At 66.0% G+C, this 19,609-nt stretch carries 15 protein-coding genes, 1 tRNA gene and 1 CRISPR repeat array; of the genes, 10 read left to right on the forward strand and 6 right to left on the reverse strand.

Features of this window, described 5'->3' with window-relative positions; all coding sequences use genetic code 11:
• Positions 1-341: 341 nt before the first annotated feature.
• From thpR to OZ671_RS10635, 3 genes are all read right to left on the reverse strand, one after another.
• Complete coding sequence (gene thpR, locus OZ671_RS10625) at positions 342-881, reverse strand: RNA 2',3'-cyclic phosphodiesterase (RefSeq protein WP_038303308.1); 540 nt, start codon at positions 879-881, stop codon at positions 342-344.
• Between the two features lie 109 nt (positions 882-990).
• Complete coding sequence (locus OZ671_RS10630; protein WP_268860736.1) at positions 991-1,674, reverse strand: glutamine amidotransferase; 684 nt, start codon at positions 1,672-1,674, stop codon at positions 991-993.
• A 193-nt stretch (positions 1,675-1,867) separates the two neighbouring features.
• Positions 1,868-2,206 carry a response regulator gene (locus tag OZ671_RS10635; protein ID WP_268860737.1) on the reverse strand — a complete coding sequence of 113 codons (339 nt, stop codon included), beginning with the start codon at positions 2,204-2,206 and terminating at the stop codon, positions 1,868-1,870.
• Between the two features lie 81 nt (positions 2,207-2,287).
• Between OZ671_RS10635 and OZ671_RS10640 the strand changes: the two genes are divergently transcribed.
• The 4 genes from OZ671_RS10640 to OZ671_RS10655 all read left to right on the forward strand — a co-directional run bounded on the left by OZ671_RS10640 (position 2,288) and on the right by OZ671_RS10655 (position 6,353).
• A complete protein-coding gene (locus tag OZ671_RS10640; protein ID WP_268860738.1) occupies positions 2,288-3,220 on the forward strand; it encodes an AEC family transporter in 933 nt (310 codons plus the stop codon).
• Between the two features lie 207 nt (positions 3,221-3,427).
• The gene (locus OZ671_RS10645; protein WP_268860739.1) at positions 3,428-5,251 is read left to right on the forward strand and encodes an ABC transporter ATP-binding protein/permease; all 1,824 of its coding nucleotides are present in this window, start codon (positions 3,428-3,430) and stop codon (positions 5,249-5,251) included.
• Between the two features lie 42 nt (positions 5,252-5,293).
• Positions 5,294-5,869 carry a hypothetical protein gene (locus OZ671_RS10650; protein ID WP_268860740.1) on the forward strand — a complete coding sequence of 192 codons (576 nt, stop codon included), beginning with the start codon at positions 5,294-5,296 and terminating at the stop codon, positions 5,867-5,869.
• Between the two features lie 124 nt (positions 5,870-5,993).
• Positions 5,994-6,353 carry a DUF2794 domain-containing protein gene (locus OZ671_RS10655; RefSeq protein ID WP_268860741.1) on the forward strand — a complete coding sequence of 120 codons (360 nt, stop codon included), beginning with the start codon at positions 5,994-5,996 and terminating at the stop codon, positions 6,351-6,353.
• Positions 6,354-6,374: 21 nt separating this feature from the next.
• Here the strand turns inward: OZ671_RS10655 and OZ671_RS10660 are convergent, their stop codons facing one another.
• The gene (locus tag OZ671_RS10660) at positions 6,375-6,923 is read right to left on the reverse strand and encodes a hypothetical protein (protein WP_268860742.1); all 549 of its coding nucleotides are present in this window, start codon (positions 6,921-6,923) and stop codon (positions 6,375-6,377) included.
• Between the two features lie 593 nt (positions 6,924-7,516).
• Between OZ671_RS10660 and cas9 the strand changes: the two genes are divergently transcribed.
• From cas9 to OZ671_RS10680, 4 genes are all read left to right on the forward strand, one after another.
• Positions 7,517-10,765, forward strand: a complete 3,249-nt coding sequence (gene cas9 / locus OZ671_RS10665) for a type II CRISPR RNA-guided endonuclease Cas9 (protein WP_268860743.1) — start codon at positions 7,517-7,519, stop codon at positions 10,763-10,765.
• Positions 10,765-11,688: a type II CRISPR-associated endonuclease Cas1 gene (gene cas1, locus OZ671_RS10670; protein WP_268860744.1), complete on the forward strand. Its 924-nt coding sequence runs from the start codon at positions 10,765-10,767 to the stop codon at positions 11,686-11,688. Before cas9 ends, cas1 begins: the two co-directional genes overlap by 1 nt.
• Positions 11,685-12,023: a CRISPR-associated endonuclease Cas2 gene (cas2, locus tag OZ671_RS10675; RefSeq protein WP_038303296.1), complete on the forward strand. Its 339-nt coding sequence runs from the start codon at positions 11,685-11,687 to the stop codon at positions 12,021-12,023. The genes cas1 and cas2 overlap by 4 nt, the downstream gene beginning before the upstream one ends.
• Positions 12,024-12,095: 72 nt before the next feature.
• A CRISPR array of direct repeats spans positions 12,096-15,435; the repeat unit is 36 nt; unit sequence ACGATAGCGGTTCAGAGATCGCGGTCCAGCGGCAAC.
• Positions 15,436-15,635: 200 nt separating this feature from the next.
• Entirely contained in the window at positions 15,636-15,857 is a 222-nt protein-coding gene (locus tag OZ671_RS10680; RefSeq protein WP_146052984.1) for a hypothetical protein, read from the forward strand.
• A gap of 330 nt (positions 15,858-16,187) precedes the next feature.
• Here OZ671_RS10680 and OZ671_RS10685 read toward each other — a convergent pair whose 3' ends face one another.
• Complete coding sequence (locus OZ671_RS10685; protein WP_103167962.1) at positions 16,188-16,385, reverse strand: hypothetical protein; 198 nt, start codon at positions 16,383-16,385, stop codon at positions 16,188-16,190.
• 52 nt (positions 16,386-16,437) lie between these two features.
• Positions 16,438-16,512, reverse strand: a tRNA-Gly gene (locus tag OZ671_RS10690).
• A gap of 295 nt (positions 16,513-16,807) precedes the next feature.
• Between OZ671_RS10690 and OZ671_RS10695 the strand changes: the two genes are divergently transcribed.
• The gene (locus OZ671_RS10695; RefSeq protein ID WP_268860745.1) at positions 16,808-18,142 is read left to right on the forward strand and encodes a cytosine deaminase; all 1,335 of its coding nucleotides are present in this window, start codon (positions 16,808-16,810) and stop codon (positions 18,140-18,142) included.
• A 4-nt stretch (positions 18,143-18,146) separates the two neighbouring features.
• Entirely contained in the window at positions 18,147-19,565 is a 1,419-nt protein-coding gene (locus OZ671_RS10700; RefSeq protein ID WP_268860746.1) for an FAD-binding oxidoreductase, read from the forward strand.
• Positions 19,566-19,609 lie beyond the last annotated feature (44 nt).

Consider the following 19,609-nt stretch of genomic DNA (forward strand, 5'->3'; position numbering starts at 1 on the left):
CGTCTGCTCGGCCAGGGCCAGGCGGCCGGCCCGGCGCCTGCGGTTGAAGCTCCGGCACCGACGGCGACGCCCGCCACCGGCGCGCCGGTCCCTGCCGCCCGGCCGCAGGCCTCGGTCGCAACGCCGGCCCGCGTGAACTGACGCCGTTCGGCGTCGGTCGGTCGGCCGGACAAAAGTCCGCCGTGCCTTGAAGTCCGCCGTGCTCGCGCCTCTCCAGGAGGCCGGCGGAGACAGGGCCACGCCGGGCTGCGCCCGATGCTCGGCGCAGGTTCTTCCGCCGCACCGATGCCATGCTCAACGCGCGGCCGCGAGCGAGGCGAGGCGCGACGGAGGACTGTGCGTCAGGCGGCCAGCGGATAGGTCTCTTCGACCAGATAGGGCCCGCCGCCGACCGATTCCTTGGCCGAGAACAGCGCGAATTCCGGCACCAGGAAGGTGCGGCTCATGAACAGGCCGCGCAGCGCGATCCAGTCGGCGACGTCGCGCGAACGGGCATTGCGGCCGAGCCGCGCCAGGGTGACGTGCGGCGTGAACTTGCGCGTTTCCGGCGGCATGCCGACGCGCCGCATGATCCGCTCGTGTTCGGCCTGCAGCTCCATCAGCGGCGGGCTCGGCTTCACGGCGATGTAGAGGGTGTGCGGCTTGTCGCCGCCGAACGAACCGAGTCCGGTCAGGGTCACTTCCAGCGGCCGCTTGCGCACCGCATAGAGCATGTCGGCAATGTCGTTGGCCACCCGTTCGCCGACATCGCCGATGAAGCGCAAGGTGATGTGGAAGTCTTCCGGGTCGATCCAGCGGGCGGAACCGAGGCCGCCCTGCAGCCTGGAGAGGTCGTCTGCCATGCTCTCCGGGACGTCGAGGCCGGTGAAGAGGCGGGGCATGGGCAACCTCCCTGCTATCAGGATCCCGAATCGCTCCGGGATCGATCAAGGATGACGCTGACCGGTCCCGATGTCACGCCCGTGACATGGGCCGCGCAGTGCGGCGATTTCAGGCGGCTTTCAGGGCGGTCCAGTGGTCGAGAAAGGCATCCAGCCAGCGGCGCACAGCGGGATCGTGCGCGAACCGGCCGTCGAAATGCTCCTGGCGGCTCTTGGCGTTGGGGGCTGACAGGCGCTCGCCGGAGCGCGTGGTCCAGCGGCACATCATCCAGTGGGTGACCTCCGGGTGGAACTGAATGCCGTAGGCGGCGCGGCCGACGCGGATCGCCTGGTTGCGGAAGCAGTCGCCGGTGGCGAGCAGTTCGGCGCCGCGGGGCTGTTCGAAGCCCTCGCCGTGCCACTGATAGACGTGGTCGGGCCAGGGCAGTTCCGCCTTCGCCGCCTCGGTCGCCTGCAAGGGATAGTAGCCGATCTCGACATGCCCCTGCGGATGGCTCGCCACCGTCGCGCCGAGATGCCGTGCCAGCATCTGCGCGCCGAGGCAGATGCCGAGAAAGGGCAGGTTCTCCTTCAGCGCGACACCGATCCAGTCGGTTTCGCGCCGGATGTAGTCGTCGGAATCGTTGGCACTCATCGGCCCGCCGAAGATGACGGCGCCGGCCAGGTCGGCCGTCGTCCGCGGCAGCGGATCGCCGAAGCGCGGCCGGCGGATGTCGAGGCGGTAGCCGCGCTCCTGAAGCAGCCGGCCCACCCGTCCCGGGGTCGACTGCTCCTGGTGCAGCACGATCAGCATGGTGTTGGGCTGCGGCCGGCCGGGCCGCGGCGGACCGGGACGTTTCGGTTCGGAAGGAAGCTGCGAAGGTACGAGCATCGCCTCAGAATCACCAGGCGCGGACATCTGTCCTTCATCTGATGAAAAACGCGGCGTGCTGAAAGATTGGTTAATCGAATGGCAGCCTTGCGCGCCGGATCTTAACCTTCGGGCGTCAGCCGGCGATCGCCTTGGCGAGCACGGTCGCCTCGACCGGCTTCTGCAGCACGACGTCGAAGAGCCCCGGCAGCATGTCCGCGGGATCGTCGCCCGAGAGCGCCACCAGGCGCGGATGGGCGCCATGCGATTTCAGCGCCAGGGCCACCGCAACGCCGTCCATGTCGGGCATCCGGCGGTCGATCACGGCGACATCGAAATGGGCGGTGGAGGCGGCGTCGAGCGCGGCCTGGCCGCCGTCCACCGTCGTCACGCTGTGGCCGAGCGCCGTCGCGATCCGCGCCACGACGTCGCGGGAGAACGGGTGATCGTCGGCTATCAGGACGGACAGCGGCATGGCGGGCATGCGCGAGGGTTAACGCCGAATAGACAAGAAAGTGTTTATTGCCCCCATTCTTTTCGCGGAACCCGCCGCCCCATGCTCGATCTCGTCTCGCTCGTCGCACCGGTTTTCGGCCTGGTGGCGCTCGGCTATGTCGCGGCGCTCACCGGGCTGCTCGGCGAGCGCGCCAACGAGGGCATCACCGCCTATCTGTTCGCGGTCGGCGCGCCGGCGCTGCTGTTCAAGCTGATCACCGCCGCCGTGTTCCCGGGCGCCTTCCCCTGGGGCTTCTGGATCGCCTACTACGCCGGCATGGGCGTGGTCTGGCTCGCCTCCACGGTGCTCGCGGCCAAGCTGTTCCGCACCTCGCATGGCGACGCGGTCATTGCCGGCCTCGCCGCCGGCCAGGCCAACACGGTGCTGATCGGCATTCCGATCATCCTGAAGGCCTATGGCGAGGAAGCCGGCTTTCCGATCGCCATGCTGCTTTCGGTCAATCTGCCGATCACCATGACGGTGGCGACGCTGATGCTGGAGGGGACACGCTCGGCCAATGGCGCGGGCGTCGCCGGCAAGCTCGTGCGCGGCCTTGCCAGCCATCCGCTGCTGATCGCCATGGCCGCGGGCATCCTCTGCCAGTTCGTCGGCTTCCGGCCGTCCGGGCCGTTCGGCACGACGCTCGGCATGCTTGCCGACACGACCGTGCCGCTGTCGCTGTTCGCGCTCGGCCTGTCGCTGAAGGCCTATGGCGTGAGGGCCGACCTGCCGGTCGCGCTGATGATCAGCCTCCTGAAGCTGGTCGTGCACCCGGCGATCGCCTACGTGGTCGCGACGCGCATCTTCGCCCTGCCGCCGGTCTGGACCGGCACGGTCGTCCTGTTCGCCGCCATGCCGGCCGGCATCAACGCCTATCTGTTCGCGGCCCGCTACGGCCAGGGCGTCGGCATCGCCTCCACGGCGGTGGCGCTCTCCACCATCCTGTCGGTCGCCACCTCCATCCTCTGGCTCTGGATGCTCGGCATCGGCTGAGCCGCTCCGCCGGCTTCCGCATGGCACGAACCGATTGTGCGTCCCCGGGGACTTGGCGTCGGGCACGCCCGCGCTATTTGCCGCAGTCTCACGGCCCTGCCGTTCACCTGGGGTTCACCGCATGGCCGGGAGAGTCGTTCACGAATTCGTGTTCAGGCTGATGGCTCTTCCGGCCTCTCCCCGGGCCGACAGGTGGGTTGGTAGTTCATGGCCCCTTCCGCGCCCGGCGCCAGCGCCCAGTCCGGCAGCGTCCAAGGCGGTGCCCATGACGGGCTCGACCACAAGGTCGTGCGCGACTTCTTCGCGCTCGCCTGCGGCTGGTGGAGCGGCGCCACCGCCCGCCGGGCCTGGTTCCTGACCGCGGCCCTCGCCGCGCTGCTGATCGTCAATGTCGGCATCAACTTCCTGGTCAATGCCTGGAACCGGCGCTTCTTCGACGCGCTGGAGGCGACCGAGACGGCGACCGTCGCCTGGGCCGTCGTCGCCTTCGTCGGCCTCGTCCTCGGCGCCGCGGCGGTCGGCGTCGGCGTCGTCATGTCGCGCGAGACGCTGCAGGTGCGCTGGCGCGAATGGCTGGTGGCGACCCTGCTCGACCGTTGGATCGGCCGCCAGCGCTACTATCGCATGGGCCTTGCCGGCACCGAGCCGGCCAATCCCGAATATCGGATTGCCGACGACACCCGCATGGCGACCGAGCCGATCGTCGACTTCGCCATCGGCCTCCTGTCCTCGCTCGTTTCGGCGCTGACCTTCGTCGGCGTGCTGTGGATGGTCGGCGGCTCGCTCACCATCCATGTCGGCGACGGCCGCTTCGTCGTGCCCGGCTACATGGTGCTGGCCGCCATCGTCTACGGCGTCGCCATGTCCGGCCTCATGCTGTGGATCGGCCGGTCGCTGCCGGGCGCGGTGGCGCGCCGCAACGAGGGCGAGGCGAAGCTGCGCTTCGAGCTGACGCGCCTGCGCGAGAACAGCGAGAGCGTCGCGCTGATCCGGGGCGAGGCCGACGAGCGGCGGGCGCTGGGCGCGACCTATGCCGATCTCGTCGGGCGCTGGCTCGGTGTTGTCGCCCGCCACGGCCGGATCACCTGGCTGACCAATTCCAACGGCGTGTTCATCCCGGTCCTGCCGCTGCTGCTGGCCGCGCCGAAATATCTGTCGGGCGACTTCACCCTCGGCCAGGTCACCCAGCTTGCCGGCGCCTTCATGCAGGTGCAACTCGCCATTGCCTGGCTCGTCGACAATTACCGCGCCATCGCCCAGTGCTACGCCTCCATGCAGCGCGTCACCGATCTCACCCGCGCCATCGACGAGATCGACGACGGCTTCGGCGAGGGCGAGACCGGCGGCGTCAGGCTGACGCCCAGCATGTCCGGTGCGGTGCGCCTGGAGGCGCTCACCATTGCCGGCCGCTCCGGCCGGCCGCTGATCGACACGGTGACCCTGGCGATCGCGCCCGGCGAGCGCGTGATGATCTCGGGCGAGAGCGGCGCGGGCAAGTCGACCCTGGTGCGCGCGCTCGCCGGGCTCTGGCCCTGGGGCTCCGGCACCATCGCGCTGCCGGCGGGCGGGGCCGTCGCCTTCGTGCCGCAGCGGGCCTATCTGCCGGCCGGCACGCTGCGTGCCGCGCTCGCCTATCCCGCCCAGTCCGCGGCGCTCGACGATGCCGTGCTCGCCGAGGCGCTGGCCGAGGTCGGCCTCGGCTATCTCGCCGGCCGGCTCGATGACGCCGAGCGCTGGGACCAGATCCTCTCCAATGGCGAGCGCCAGCGCCTCGCCGTGGCGCGCCTCCTGGTGCAGAAACCCGATCTCGTCATTCTCGACGGCGCGACAAGCGCGCTCGACGAGGCCGGCGAAGCCCGGCTGATGGCCGTGCTGACACGCGCGCTCGACGGCGCGACGCTGATCAGCGTCGGCTTGCGGCCGGGCCTCGAGGCGCTGCACGACCGCAAGCTGGTGCTCGCCCGCGGCGACGGCGGCGCGAGATTAAGCTCGGCGCCGCTCGCCGCCCGTTTACCCGCCCCGACATCCTGACTTGTCCGCGCCGCTGTTGCCGCGCCCGAAGGAGCCCTGCCGATGACCTTGCATATCTGGGACCATTTCTGGGACCTGCGCGTGAAGGAATGCCCCTGCGACGCGCATTTCTGCGACTGGCTGGAGGAGACCGGCACGCGCGGCAAGGCGATCTTCCATTTCGGCACGGGCGGCCATCACCTGCTCGGCCTGCACAATGCCGAGAAGGGGCTCGGCAATGCCATTCTCGGCATTACCGCCTCGCCGGGCGAGATCCGCACCTATGAGACCATGATCACCGAGAATCCGGAGCTCGGCTGGGGCTACAAGGCCTATTTCGGCGATATCTACCAGCTCGACGCGCGGCTTTTGCCGGTGTTCGACATCGTCACGCTGTTTCATGTCGGCGAGTTCCGTACCGAAAAGAACGACGCCTATGGCGGCCTGACCGACGATGCCATGGTGCGGCTGCTCGCCGGGCGCACCCGGCCGGGCGGCACCATCGCCTTCTATGCGGGCTCCTATGCCTACGACAAGGCGAAGGAGGTGCACGACCGGCTGGTGGCCGAGGGACTTCTGATCCCCCGGGGCCAGTACAAGACGCTGCCGATGTTCGAGCGCAGCGACAGGCCGGTCTGAGCCATCGGGCCGGCAGGCCTTCCCTTCCGGGCGTGGCCTTCCTACCTGCCGCCTTGCCAAGCGGCCCGGGCCGGTCGATCATGACCGGATCGTGACGCGAAGATGGAGCGCTGGAAGGAGCCTCATGTCCGATGCCGAGACGAGTTACCTGGGCACTGTCGTTTCCCTGAACGCCGGTGCCTCCGCCCCGCGTGTCGCCTTCGACCGGCGTGAACTCGACGAGATCCTCAATCTCTACGGCCGCATGGTGGCTGCCGGCGAATGGCGCGACTACGCCATCGACTTCTTCAAGGACAAGGCGGTGTTCTCGGTGTTCCGCCGGGCGTCGGAAATGCCGCTCTACCGGATCGTCAAGGATCCGAAGCTGGCGAGCCGGCAGGGCGCCTATGCCGCGATCGCCGCGACCGGCCTCATCCTGAAGCGCGGGCACGACCTCAGGCGCGTGCTCGCGGTCCTGGAGAAGCCGCTGCGGGTGGTGCAATAGGGCCGCAAGGCCCTGACGGCATCACCCCTTGAAGCGGCGCCAGGTGAGCGCGACGGCGATCGAGAGCACGACCAGCACGCCGAGCGCCATCAGCAGCGCGGACTGATCGAGCCAGGCGATCGCCGGCACGCTCAGCGCCATGACCACGCCGTTGAAGCACATGTGCCAGGACGGCGTGTGCACGCCGGCGGTGAAGGTGCCGAGCGCCAGCAGGAGCAGGATGGTGAGGCTCGTCGCATCCGCATTGGTGATGGCCTGAACGCTCGGCAGGAAGACGAGGTTCATCACGACCAGGAAGGCGCCCCAGTGCAGGCACTGGGTCCAGATCACGTGCCAGCGCTCGCCCGCGGTCTCGGTGCGGCGCCAGCCGATGGCGATCGCGACCACCGCGATGAACACGGCGAGGCCCTGCCAGTAGAAGGGAATGGCGTGCCGCGTCATCGCGACATAGCCGACCCCGAGCACGGTCAGGACCAGGATGGCGACGAAGGGGATTTCGCGGATCACGAGGCCGCCGGCGCGGACCTTGCCGCCGTCGGTGGGGGCCGTCGGCTCTGCAACCTCGGACATGGCCTGCCTTTCCTGGCACTGCACGGCGCCTGACGCGCGTCATGACGGCGACAGGATAGGCCATCTCGCGTTGACGGGCCACAATGGTGCGGGCAAGGCCACCTCATCAATGCTTTGTCTCGGGCATAGGATGGAGAACGCCATATCCTGTTTCGACCGTCCTCTCCCGTGGGTGCCGGCCGGGACGCTCGCCGCCAGTAAGCGCTCTTCGACACAGGTGCGAGCCGTTGGGCGTATGGCGCCAATCGGCTTGATCGGGCTCCGCGGACGCGTCGGATCAAACGTGCCATCGCAACAAAAAAGGCGGCGCCGGAGCGCCGCCCTTATCTGGTGCAGACTGGCTACTTGTTAACCGCCAGACCACGATCTCTGAAGGTGCAACCATTGCGCGAAACCTTGTGGCCGTCAAGCTCGTCGAGAGACTGGCGCGCTCGGGCGCGAAACGTCCCCCGCGGATGAACAACGAAAAGCCGATCGGTACGCACGCACCGACCGGTCTGCCCTGTCGGTTGCCAATCGGTAGGCTCCTCAGATCAGTTGTGACTCGACACTTCAGCGTGTTCGGATAGGCTGTTGCAGCTAGGGGGGCGTGCATGGCTTTGAATTATCGTATCGGCGTTGATCTTGGAACCGCATCTCTTGGATGGGCGATTGTTGAACTCAATTGCGACGATGTACCGATCAGGCTCATTGCTGCAGGATCGCGCATTTTCAGCGATGGAAGAGACCCGAAATCTGAGGCTTCCCTAGCTGTCGATCGTCGTGCGGCGCGCGCCATGCGTCGGCGACGTGATCGTTTCAAGCAGCGCCAAGCAGCGCTGCTGAAACACTTGGCAGGTGTCGGGCTGTTCCCCGCCGACGAAGCGGCGCGGCGGGAACTCGCGGGGCGAGACCCCTATGAGCTGCGTGCCCGGGCGTTGCACGAGGCCTTGCCGCTCAACCATATTGGGCGTGCGCTTTTTCATCTCAACCAGCGGCGCGGCTTCAAATCGAACCGTAGGACCGATCGTGGCAAGACGGATGACGAAGGCAAGATCCGGATCGGTGTCGCTCGCCTTCAGGAAGCGATGCACGAGAAGGGATCTGCGACCCTCGGCGAATTCCTCCATGGCCGGCGGGCTGCAGCAACTGATCCGAACCAGATCCCCAGCGTGCGCACGCGCTTGCGCGCCGAGAGCGGCGAGGGCGCGCGGGGGGACGGCTATGACTTCTATCCCGACCGGCGCATGCTGGAAGACGAATTCGAGGCGATCTGGGAGAGCCAGCAGGTTCACCACCCGGCCGTTCTCACGGACGAGATCAGGCAACGCCTCTTCGAGGTAATCTTTTATCAGCGGCCGCTGAAACAGCCGGAGATCGGCACCTGCACCCTCGTTGAAGGTGAAAGGCGGCTGCCCAAGGCCCATCCCCTGTTTCAGAAGCGTCGGCTTCTGGAGGAGCTCAACGCATTGCGCATCGTGCGCCCCGGCGCGCAGGCCGAACTGCTGTCCCGGGAACAGCGGGACCTTGCCTATCTCAAGCTCAAGGACAAGCGGGCCGTCAGTTTCGAAAGCCTGCGCAAGACGTTGAAACTCGACCCGGACGCCAGGTTCAACAAGGAGAGCGAGAACCGCAAGGACCTGAAAGGCGATGAGGTGGCCGCCGAGCTCGGAGCGAAAAGCCGTTTCGGCGGCCGTTGGAGCCACCTGTCCCCAGCCGATCAGTGGGAGATCGTCTCGCGCATCCAGGCTTTGGAGAGCGATGAGGATGAAGCGGGGTTCCGGGCCTGGCTGGCGGAGCGCTACGGACTTACGCCTGAACAGACCGGCGCGGTTGCGGCGGCGCGGCTGCCGCAAGGCTTCGGCCGGTTCGGCCTGACCGCGACGACGCGTCTCATCAAGGCGCTGCAGGATGAGGTGATCGTCTACAGCGAAGCGGTCCAGAAGGCAGGGCTCGGCCACCACTCGGATTTTCGCAACGGCGAGGTCCTGGCGGAACTGCCCTATTACGGCATCGCCCTGGAGCGCCACATCATGCCGGGTACGGGCGATCCCGGCGACAGCGACGAAATGCGAGTCGGGCGCGTCACCAATCCCACCGTCCATATCGGGCTCAATCAACTCCGCCGCGTCGTCAATCGGCTGATCAAGCGTTATGGGCCGCCGCGCCAGATTGCCGTGGAACTCGCGCGCGAGCTGAAGCTCGACGATCAGCGCAAACGCGAGATCAACGGCCGCAACAGGCAGAACCGCGAGGCTGCCGAACGGCGTTCGCAGAAGCTCGTCGACATCGGCATCGCCGACAAGGGTGCCAACCGCGCCCTGCTGAAGCTTTGGGAGGAACTCAATCCCGACAATGCGCTCGATCGGCGCTGTGTCTATACCGGCCGGCAAATCTCCATCGAAATGTTGTTTTCGGGCGCGGTCGAAGTCGACCACATCCTGCCTTTCGCCGCGACACTCGACGATTCCAACGCAAACAAGCTCCTTTGCCTGCGCGAGGCCAATCGCAACAAGCGCCGCCGTTCGCCGTTCGAGGCATTCGGGCAGGGGGCCGATTGGGAGGAGATCGCAGCCCGGGCTGCCCGCCTACCGCGCGAGAAGCGCTGGCGTTTCGAGCCCGATGCGATGGCGCGATTCGATACGGAGGAGAAGTTCCTCGCCCGGCAATTGGTCGATACTCAATATTTGTCCCGGCTTGCGCGCGAGTATCTTGGCGTGCTGTTTCCCGATAAGGGCGAGGGCAGCGGCCGGGTCTGGGTTTCCCCGGGCCGGCTGACCGAGATGCTGCGGCGCAGCTGGGGACTGAACCATCTCCTGCCGGATCACAATCTCGGCGGAGGTGCGGACCAGCCGAAGAATCGGCGCGACCATCGTCATCATGCCATCGATGCGATCGTCGTCGCCGTCACCGACAGGCATCTCCTTCAGGCGATCGCACGCGAGGCGGGGCAGCGCGGCCATGAGGCGGCGAACCGGATGACCGCGGATTTGCCCGTGCCATGGCCGGACTTCGAGCGGGATGTCGGGCAGGTGATCCGGCAGGTTGTCGTCAGTCACCGGGCTGACCATGGCACGGTATCCAAGGCCGGGGCTGCCAAGGGGCAGGACTCGACGGCTGGCCGTCTGCACAACGATACGGCCTATGGGTTGACTGGCGAGACCGACGAGAAGGGCAACACGATCGTGGTTCGCCGTGTCCCTCTGACGGCCCTGAAAAAGCCGACCAGCATCGAGGCCGTGCGTGACGATGAACTGCGTAAGGCACTTTCTGTCTGGACACGGAGTTATGACGGCAAGGCGTTTGAGGCGCGCTTGTCGCGGTTCCCGGAGTTGGGACCGCTCCAATTCCGAGGCATCAGGCGGGTACGGGTGGTCGAGCCGCTGACGGTCATTCCGATCCGCGACAGCAGCGGGCGCGTCTACAAGGGTTACAAGGGTGACTCGAATTATCGCTACGACGTCTGGGAGCTGAAGGACGGCAAATGGGTGGCCGAGGTGGTATCGATGTTCGATGCCCATCAATCGTCCTGGACCTCGCCGGTCAGGCGCGAGAACCCCACGGCAAGGAAGGTCTTGTCGCTGCAGCAGAACGACATTGTGGCCATCGAGCCCGAGGGCAAGGAACGAGAATTGATGCGCGTCGCGCAGCTTCGCCAAGGCGGCCAGATCACCCTTGCCGCCTGCCATGAGGCCGGTGATCTGAAACGGCGGGACGCCGAATCGAATGAAGTCGACCCGTTCAAGTATTTTTCGCCGACCGCCGGCGGGCTCAAGCGTGTCCGCGCACGGCAGGTGCGGGTCGACGAACTCGGCCGCGTCCTCGACCCCGGGTCACGGGACCGCGAACGCGGCGCTGCCTGATGGAGCGCATCGTCGATATTGCCACCGATGGCCGGCACCTCTCGGCGCATCGCGGTTTTCTCGTCGTCAGCGAGGCACGCGAGGAGGTTGGCCGCATCCCGCTCGACGATGTCGCAGCCGTCATCATTCATGCCCATGGCATAACCTGGAGCACCAGCCTCGTGGTGGCTCTCGCCGAGCGTGGCTCCGTCATGGTTCTGTGCGGGGCCAATCACGCACCGATGGCGGTGTGCCTGCCATTGGAGGGTCATCATGGGCAAAACGCGCGCATGCGTGCCCAGTGGGAGGCCGGGAAGCCTCTGGCAAAGCAGCTCTGGCGCGAGATCGTCGTTGCTAAGATCCGTTGGCAGGCGGCGGTCCTCGCGTCGCGCGGCCTATCGACCGATGCCTTCGATCTGCTGGCGCGGCGCGTGCGTTCCGGAGATCCCGACAATGTCGAGGCGCAAGTGGCGCGCCGCTATTGGCCACTTCTGATGGGCGAGGCATTCCGGCGCGACCGCGACGCCGGTGGCGCCAATGGTCTGCTCAACTACGGCTATACCGTGCTGCGATCACTGGTCGCGCGGTCGATCGTCGCCGCCGGCCTTCATCCCTCCATCGGCATTCACCATGCCAATCGCGGCAATGCCTTCGCCCTGGCCGACGACCTCATCGAGCCATTCAGGCCGCTTGTCGATGCGATGACGGTTCTGCTTATGGCGCGGGGCTGCACGGAGGTGACACCCGAGGCAAAACGCGCTTTTGCCGGACTCATCGCGCTCGATCTGGCAAGCGATGGAGGTACGACGACCGTGACCGTGGCTGCCGGGCGGCTGGCGCAGTCCCTTGCGCGCTGCTTCGAGCTAGGCAATGCGTCAAACCTTGTTCTGCCACGGCCGCCGACAGCGATCGAGCTCGCCGGCCTCGGCGCACTTGCGACATGATTCCGACCCAGCTCAACGGATACCGGCTGATGTGGATCTTCGTCATGTTCGACCTGCCGGTTACCACCAAGGTGCAAAACCGCGCGGCGACGAAATTTCGTGAGTTTCTGCTCGATCAAGGCTTCGAGAAGAGCCAGTTTTCGGTCTACGCTCGCTTTTGCAACGGCAAGGAACAGTTCGAGACCTATATGCGGCGCATCGAGGCGAATCTGCCCGATCGCGGCGAGATCCACATCCTCACTTTCACCGACAAGCAATATGAAAATATTGTCCGATTCTCCGGGCAACGCCGGAAACGCCCGAAGAAAAATCCCGACCAGCTCGCGCTTTTCTAATCTGGACGCTTGTTTTGAGGTTCGCAGAGAAGGCGATATCCCGTTTGATTTCAACGGGATATCGCTTCATCTACGATAGCGGTTCAGAGATCGCGGTCCAGCGGCAACCGTACCGTTGGACTCCCGCCATTTCCAGGCACGATAGCGGTTCAGAGATCGCGGTCCAGCGGCAACCTCGACGGCGATGACGAGATGCAGCACTCCACGATAGCGGTTCAGAGATCGCGGTCCAGCGGCAACTAGCGCTGCCGATTGAACGTGAATGTGCCGACGATAGCGGTTCAGAGATCGCGGTCCAGCGGCAACAGCAGGCGGCGTTCGATCTTGGACAGGCTGACGATAGCGGTTCAGAGATCGCGGTCCAGCGGCAACTGCCTGCGAATGCTCTCGGCCCACGCGATACGATAGCGGTTCAGAGATCGCGGTCCAGCGGCAACTCGAGGCGCTGTGCATAGAGGCGCGCAACACGATAGCGGTTCAGAGATCGCGGTCCAGCGGCAACCTAAAGAGGAAAGGCGTCGGATCCTCGAAGCACGATAGCGGTTCAGAGATCGCGGTCCAGCGGCAACATATCGCCCTGCCTAAACACCTTGGCCATACGATAGCGGTTCAGAGATCGCGGTCCAGCGGCAACGTGGTGGCGTTGGGCGTGACCATGCCCGGGACGATAGCGGTTCAGAGATCGCGGTCCAGCGGCAACTAAGCGCTCGACGACACCGTCCGTATCGATACGATAGCGGTTCAGAGATCGCGGTCCAGCGGCAACGACCTGAGCATGTCCTAGAAACTGCTCAACACGATAGCGGTTCAGAGATCGCGGTCCAGCGGCAACACCGGCCGCGGCGTTGACCCGCTCGACATAACGATAGCGGTTCAGAGATCGCGGTCCAGCGGCAACGAGGAACACCGCCCCGCTGCCGTCGCTGCGACGATAGCGGTTCAGAGATCGCGGTCCAGCGGCAACTGGCGGATCAACGCGCCAGTCCTCGACGTGACGATAGCGGTTCAGAGATCGCGGTCCAGCGGCAACTGGAGGACGGCCCGCTCCCTGGCCGAGAGGACGATAGCGGTTCAGAGATCGCGGTCCAGCGGCAACAATACGGGCAGCATGACGGTGACGGGGATCACGATAGCGGTTCAGAGATCGCGGTCCAGCGGCAACAAGTCGGCCGCGCTTAACAGCCATGTCATCACGATAGCGGTTCAGAGATCGCGGTCCAGCGGCAACAGAACCCCTGCGCGCCCCTGGCCGGCACCGACGATAGCGGTTCAGAGATCGCGGTCCAGCGGCAACTCACGTGCGGGCGTGTATGCGCATGCGCCCACGATAGCGGTTCAGAGATCGCGGTCCAGCGGCAACGCCTCGGCCGACGTCGCGATCCGCGGCAGCACGATAGCGGTTCAGAGATCGCGGTCCAGCGGCAACAGGATCTGACGATGCAAGCGCGCCTACTGGACGATAGCGGTTCAGAGATCGCGGTCCAGCGGCAACCGCTATGTGCTCGACACGCTGCAGCAGGTCACGATAGCGGTTCAGAGATCGCGGTCCAGCGGCAACCAGACGCTTGATCGTCAGGAGGGCATGTATACGATAGCGGTTCAGAGATCGCGGTCCAGCGGCAACAAGGGCACCGGACGCCTTGTCAAACTGTCGGACGATAGCGGTTCAGAGATCGCGGTCCAGCGGCAACTGCGACGAATGAAGCGTTGACGGGTTCGCCGACGATAGCGGTTCAGAGATCGCGGTCCAGCGGCAACTGCGACGAATGAAGCGTTGACGGGTTCGCCGACGATAGCGGTTCAGAGATCGCGGTCCAGCGGCAACTATGAATTGCGCTTCAAGCTGCTCGATAGACGATAGCGGTTCAGAGATCGCGGTCCAGCGGCAACGCCAGCGCTTCGCTCCTGTTCGACGCTGTGACGATAGCGGTTCAGAGATCGCGGTCCAGCGGCAACTGGACGGTGCACCAGGACATGGCCATGGCCACGATAGCGGTTCAGAGATCGCGGTCCAGCGGCAACCCCGAGGGACGGCCGGCGGTTCTGGGGGCAAACGATAGCGGTTCAGAGATCGCGGTCCAGCGGCAACCGGACCATGCGCTTCCCGGTGATCCGATCGACGATAGCGGTTCAGAGATCGCGGTCCAGCGGCAACGGTGGCGCACCCGTCGCTTTTATCCGTCCAACGATAGCGGTTCAGAGATCGCGGTCCAGCGGCAACGAGAGCATGCGGGCCTCGGACACACCTCGCACGATAGCGGTTCAGAGATCGCGGTCCAGCGGCAACTGGACCGTCCATCAGGACACCGCCATGGCGACGATAGCGGTTCAGAGATCGCGGTCCAGCGGCAACAATCGTGAAGTGCACGTCTTTTGTCGCGGAACGATAGCGGTTCAGAGATCGCGGTCCAGCGGCAACCGGGGCCGCACCGCCCAGCGCAAGTCCCAACGATAGCGGTTCAGAGATCGCGGTCCAGCGGCAACTTTTTCGGGCTGAGATCCTGATCCAACAGTACGATAGCGGTTCAGAGATCGCGGTCCAGCGGCAACCGTTCAAACCGAGGCTCAGCCACATGGCTCACGATAGCGGTTCAGAGATCGCGGTCCAGCGGCAACCGGTCGGGGCCGCCGGCGGGCGCACCGAAGGACGATAGCGGTTCAGAGATCGCGGTCCAGCGGCAACTGCCAGCCGCGCCGCAGAAAGCCGAGATAGACGATAGCGGTTCAGAGATCGCGGTCCAGCGGCAACCAAGGCTTGGCGCAGGAAGAATGCACCGAGACGATAGCGGTTCAGAGATCGCGGTCCAGCGGCAACGGATCGGGCTTACCATCCGGGGAGAGCCCCTACGATAGCGGTTCAGAGATCGCGGTCCAGCGGCAACACGATCGTGCCAGCGTGGTGGCGTGGGTGAACGATAGCGGTTCAGAGATCGCGGTCCAGCGGCAACCCCGCGCCGGTCGCGCCCAAGGCTAAGGCAACGATAGCGGTTCAGAGATCGCGGTCCAGCGGCAACTCGCCCGTCGTCAGGCCCTTGCAATAGGCGAACGATAGCGGTTCAGAGATCGCGGTCCAGCGGCAACGCCGGACTGCCCTGGCCGCCGCCAGCCTCGACGATAGCGGTTCAGAGATCGCGGTCCAGCGGCAACCGGCCCAGCGCGTGGGTCAACTTGGTGCGGTACGATAGCGGTTCAGAGATCGCGGTCCAGCGGCAACCTCATCAACGACGATGCCGACGAGGCCAAAACGATAGCGGTTCAGAGATCGCGGTCCAGCGGCAACCCTCCCTGTCGCGCTCCAGCGTCTCGGCGAACGATAGCGGTTCAGAGATCGCGGTCCAGCGGCAACGCGGCGGGCGTCACGGTCACGGTGCAGCCGACGATAGCGGTTCAGAGATCGCGGTCCAGCGGCAACGGTGGCGGCCCAGGCGGCGGCCTTGTGGCATGATCACACCGCAGAGACGACACGGAGGGAAGAGGAATGGGACAAAACCGCAATCCGCCCTTGCAGCCTCATTGGTATCCGGCTGGTCCTCCGTCGAGGATTGACTGGCCTCTCCTGCGCGACGTCTCGCTGTGCTATTCTCCATTCCGGTCTATCGGTGAGGGGCGCAAATGAAAGACCTCGCGACCAAAGATGATTTGAACGCGATGCTGAACCGCGTGACCATCGACGTTAGCTTGCTGATGGCGGGGCTGCTGTTCTTCTTCGTCGCTCTCGCTGTCCCTTCGCGGGGTCATAAAGCTCCGCCCCGTCTCCCAATCTGTGCGACGCAAAATGCTCCGCTTACGGCCGCAATGATTGCAAAAGCCGACAAGCTTGCCTCATGCCGCTAGATGGTTTGGGCGTAGGTCTCGATCTTGCCGCGTCCGCTGCGAAAAGCTCACGTTTGGGCCGGAGATCGGCGAGGCACATGGATGCGCGCCGCATGTGACATCACTTCGCGCGCCTCTTCGAGATCCGGATACGCCCCAACAGGTGCGCCCAACGGGTCGAATTATCGGTCAGCCGCGCAACGATGTCGACGATCGATCGTGGTTTGGAGATCTCTGTCCAGCAGCAACTGGAACGACTTGGCTTTAGCTATCGCGAGAGCCGCTCAAAGATCGAGGGTGCTGCGCATTGTGGCGATGCCGAGCGAAACGCTGCGCCCGCCTGGATCAGCCTCACGAAACCCGGATGAACCGCTTCACGCGGGCGCGCGGCTTCAGGGTGCGGCGGGTGACGGTGACGCCGCGGGCGGCGATCTCGATGCGCCGGCCGGGAGCGGGCAGGAAGAAGCGGGCGGTTTCGGTGGATCCGTCGACGCGCACGAAATCGCCATCGACGGCTCGGATGAGCGACTTCACGGAACCGAACGTCATGACGAAAATCTCCGGAAGTCCGGCTGGCGGCTGTCGCGAATGGAAGACAAATTGGAGCGGGAGAAGGGATTCGAACCCTCGACCCCAACCTTGGCAAGGTTGTGCTCTACCCCTGAGCTACTCCCGCATCAACTTGTCTCTCGACCGCCGAAGCATCGAAGAGGGCGGTTCTATGCCAAAGGACGCGGACGATTGCAATGGCCTCGTCGCACTTTTTTCGCGTCATGTGGATGAGCCTGCCCGCAGTCCCCAGGCCAGATGAAAAAAATCGGTCCTCGCGGCGCCCTTCGCGGCCCGTCCGCGGCGCGGCGCTGGCCGGGGTGGCCCCGCCCGTGGTCTATTGCGGGGCCTGCCGCCCCATGCGACTCGCCTTCATCGCAGCGGACGCACGCGACGGCAGGGGCAGAGCGCAGGAGACATGCATGGGTTCGGGTTTCGCCACCCTTCCATCCGAAGGCCGCTATCGGCTCGCCAATGCCACGGTGCCGGCGGCGCTGCTGCGCGGCGTCGACATGGCGCCGCCCGAGGCGGGCAGACCGGAGGCCGATCTCGTCGCCGTCGACATCGTCATCAATGACGGCGTGATCGAGCGGGTCGGCCCGCCCGCGGCGTCCGAGATCGCCACGCTCGACCTCGACCGCGGCATGGTGCTGCCCTGTTTCGTCGACAGCCATGTCCATCTCGACAAGGGCCATATCTGGCCGCGCGCGGCCAATCCGGACGGCACCTTCGCCGGAGCGCTGGCGACGGTGGCCGCCGACCGCGAGGCCAACTGGAAGGCCGAGGACGTGCGGGCACGCGTCACCTTCGCGCTGAAGGCCGCCTATGCCCACGGCACGGCGGCGCTGCGCACCCATATCGATTCGCTGCCCGCCCAGATCGGCATTTCCTGGCCGCTGATCGCCGAGATCCGCGAGGAGTGGAAAGGCCGCGTCGACCTGCAGGCCTCGTCGCTCTGCGGCATCGACGTGGTGGTGGAGAACGGCTATCTCGACCGGCTCGTCGGTGCCCTGAAGCGGGCGGGCGGCGGGCTCGGCGCCGTCACCTACATGACCGCCAATCTCGCCGATGGCCTCGAACAGCTGTTCTCGACCGCGCTGGCGCAGGGCTTCCGCCTCGATTTCCACGTCGACGAGACGCTCGATCCCGGCGCCCATTCGCTGCGCCTGATCGCCGAGGCCGCCTTGCGGTTCGGCTGGGCCGAAAACGGCAATGGCCGCATCGTCGTCGGCCATTGCTGCTCGCTCGCCGCACAGGGCGAGGAGGAAGCCCAGCGCACGCTGGACCTGGTGGCCGAGGCGGGCCTCGCCGTGGTCTCGCTGCCCATGTGCAACATGTATCTGCAGGACCGGCTGTTCGGCCGCACGCCACGCCGGCGCGGCGTCACGCTGCTGCACGAAATGAAGGAGCGCGGCACGCCCGTCATGGTCGCGTCCGACAATACGCGCGACCCCTTCTACGCCTATGGCGACCTCGACATGCTGGAAGTCTATCGCGAGGCCACCCGCATCCTGCATTTCGACCACCCGGTGGCGGACTGGCCGCTGACCGTGACGGGAACTCCGGCCGAGGTCTGCGGGTTCTCCGGGCGCGGCTTCATCGGACCGCGGCTGGGGGCCGATCTCGTGCTGTTCCGCGGCCGCACCTGGACCGAGCTCATGTCGCGGCCCGAGGCCGACCGCACGGTGATCCGCTCGGGCGCCGCCATCGACACGACCCTGCCCGACTACCGCGACCTCGACAGCCTCTGGAGCTGACCCCATGAGCACCTACGACCTCCAGGGCCTGAAGAGCCGCCTCGGCGGCATCCGCACGGAAGAGAACCCGGCTCTCGTCAAGCAGAAGAGCCGCGACTTCTACTGGTATTCTCCGACGTTGAAGCGCCAGCTCGACCATGTCGTCGGCGACATCATCGTCGCGCCGGTGAACGAGATGGAGGTGGTGCGCACGCTCGCCGCCGCCTACGAGCTCGGCATTCCCGTCACGCCGCGCGGCACCGGCACCGGCAATTACGGCCAGGCCATGCCGCTGTCGGGCGGCATCGTGCTCGATCTCTCGGGCCTCAACACGGTGATCGCCGTGCAGCCCGGCCGGTTCGTCGCCGAAGCCGGCGCGGTCATCGCCGACATCGACAAGCTGGCGCGCGGCCAGGCCCAGGAAATCCGCATGCACCCCTCGACCTATGCGACCGCGTCGGTCGGCGGCTTCATCGCCGGCGGGTCGGGCGGCGTCGGCTCGATCACCTGGGGCGGCCTGCGCGATGCCGGCAATGTGATCCGCCTCAAGGTGGTCACCATGGAGGCCGAGCCGCGCGTGCTGGAACTTGCCGGCGACGATCTCGCCAAGGTCGCCCACGCCTACGGCACCAACGGCATCATCACCGAGGTGGAGATGCCGCTCGGCCCCGCCTATGGCTGGGTCGATCTCATCTTCGGCTTCGACAGCTACGAGCGGGCCGCCGCCTTCGCCAACGGCCTCGGCGAGCAGGACGGCATCGCCAAGAAGAACATTTCCGTGGTCGCCGCGCCGGCGCCGAACACCTATTTCCTGCGCCATCAGGACTATCTGCCGCGCGACAGCCACGTGGTGATCGCCATGATCGCCGATTTCGCCGTCGATGCGACGCTCGCCTTCTCGCGCCGCGCCGGCGCGGAGCTCCTGTTCCGGTCGGATACGGTCGACGAGGACGAGGGCAAGCGCCTGCCGCCGGGCTTCGAGCTGACCTGGAACCACACGACGCTCAGGGCCCTGCGCATCGATCCGTCCATCACCTATCTGCAGACGCTGCATCCGTTCCCCGACCAGGTGGCGCTCGCCACCAAGCTCGAGGCGCAGTTCGGCGACGAGGTGATCGGCCACCTGGAATTCGTCCGGTTCGACGGCAAGGTGACCTGCTTCGGCCTGCCCATGGTGCGTTTCACCACCGAGGAGCGGCTCGACGAGATCGTCCGCATCCACGAGGACATGGGCGTGCCGGTGTTCAATCCGCACCGCTATACGCTCGAAGAGGGCGGCATGAAGCAGACCGACGAAACCCAGCTCGCCTTCAAGAAGGAGGCCGACCCGAAGGGCCTGCTCAATCCCGGCAAGATGATCGCCTGGGAGGATCCGACCTACGACTACCGGTCGGGCAAGCATTTCCTGTTCAAAAGCCTGGCGGAGGCCGGCGTCACGGAATGACGGTCCGTGCCGGCAGCGGCCATGATGGGCCGTGCCGGCGGGAT

It is taken from the genome of Phreatobacter sp. AB_2022a (genome assembly GCF_026847585.1).
GTDB lineage: Bacteria > Pseudomonadota > Alphaproteobacteria > Rhizobiales > Phreatobacteraceae > Phreatobacter.

Coding starts and splice junctions, on each gene's coding strand:
- OZ671_RS10700 (WP_268860746.1), top strand. CDS start 18,147: ATGAGCACCTACGACCTCCAGGGCCTGAAGAGCCGCCTCGGCGGCATC.
- OZ671_RS10640 (WP_268860738.1), top strand. CDS start 2,288: ATGCTCGATCTCGTCTCGCTCGTCGCACCGGTTTTCGGCCTGGTGGCG.
- cas1 (WP_268860744.1), top strand. CDS start 10,765: ATGGAGCGCATCGTCGATATTGCCACCGATGGCCGGCACCTCTCGGCG.
- cas9 (WP_268860743.1), top strand. CDS start 7,517: ATGGCTTTGAATTATCGTATCGGCGTTGATCTTGGAACCGCATCTCTT.
- OZ671_RS10635 (WP_268860737.1), bottom strand. CDS start 2,206: ATGCCGCTGTCCGTCCTGATAGCCGACGATCACCCGTTCTCCCGCGAC.
- OZ671_RS10650 (WP_268860740.1), top strand. CDS start 5,294: ATGACCTTGCATATCTGGGACCATTTCTGGGACCTGCGCGTGAAGGAA.
- OZ671_RS10655 (WP_268860741.1), top strand. CDS start 5,994: ATGTCCGATGCCGAGACGAGTTACCTGGGCACTGTCGTTTCCCTGAAC.
- OZ671_RS10645 (WP_268860739.1), top strand. CDS start 3,428: ATGGCCCCTTCCGCGCCCGGCGCCAGCGCCCAGTCCGGCAGCGTCCAA.
- OZ671_RS10685 (WP_103167962.1), bottom strand. CDS start 16,385: ATGACGTTCGGTTCCGTGAAGTCGCTCATCCGAGCCGTCGATGGCGAT.
- OZ671_RS10630 (WP_268860736.1), bottom strand. CDS start 1,674: ATGCTGATCGTGCTGCACCAGGAGCAGTCGACCCCGGGACGGGTGGGC.
- OZ671_RS10695 (WP_268860745.1), top strand. CDS start 16,808: ATGGGTTCGGGTTTCGCCACCCTTCCATCCGAAGGCCGCTATCGGCTC.
- OZ671_RS10660 (WP_268860742.1), bottom strand. CDS start 6,923: ATGTCCGAGGTTGCAGAGCCGACGGCCCCCACCGACGGCGGCAAGGTC.
- cas2 (WP_038303296.1), top strand. CDS start 11,685: ATGATTCCGACCCAGCTCAACGGATACCGGCTGATGTGGATCTTCGTC.
- OZ671_RS10680 (WP_146052984.1), top strand. CDS start 15,636: ATGAAAGACCTCGCGACCAAAGATGATTTGAACGCGATGCTGAACCGC.
- thpR (WP_038303308.1), bottom strand. CDS start 881: ATGCCCCGCCTCTTCACCGGCCTCGACGTCCCGGAGAGCATGGCAGAC.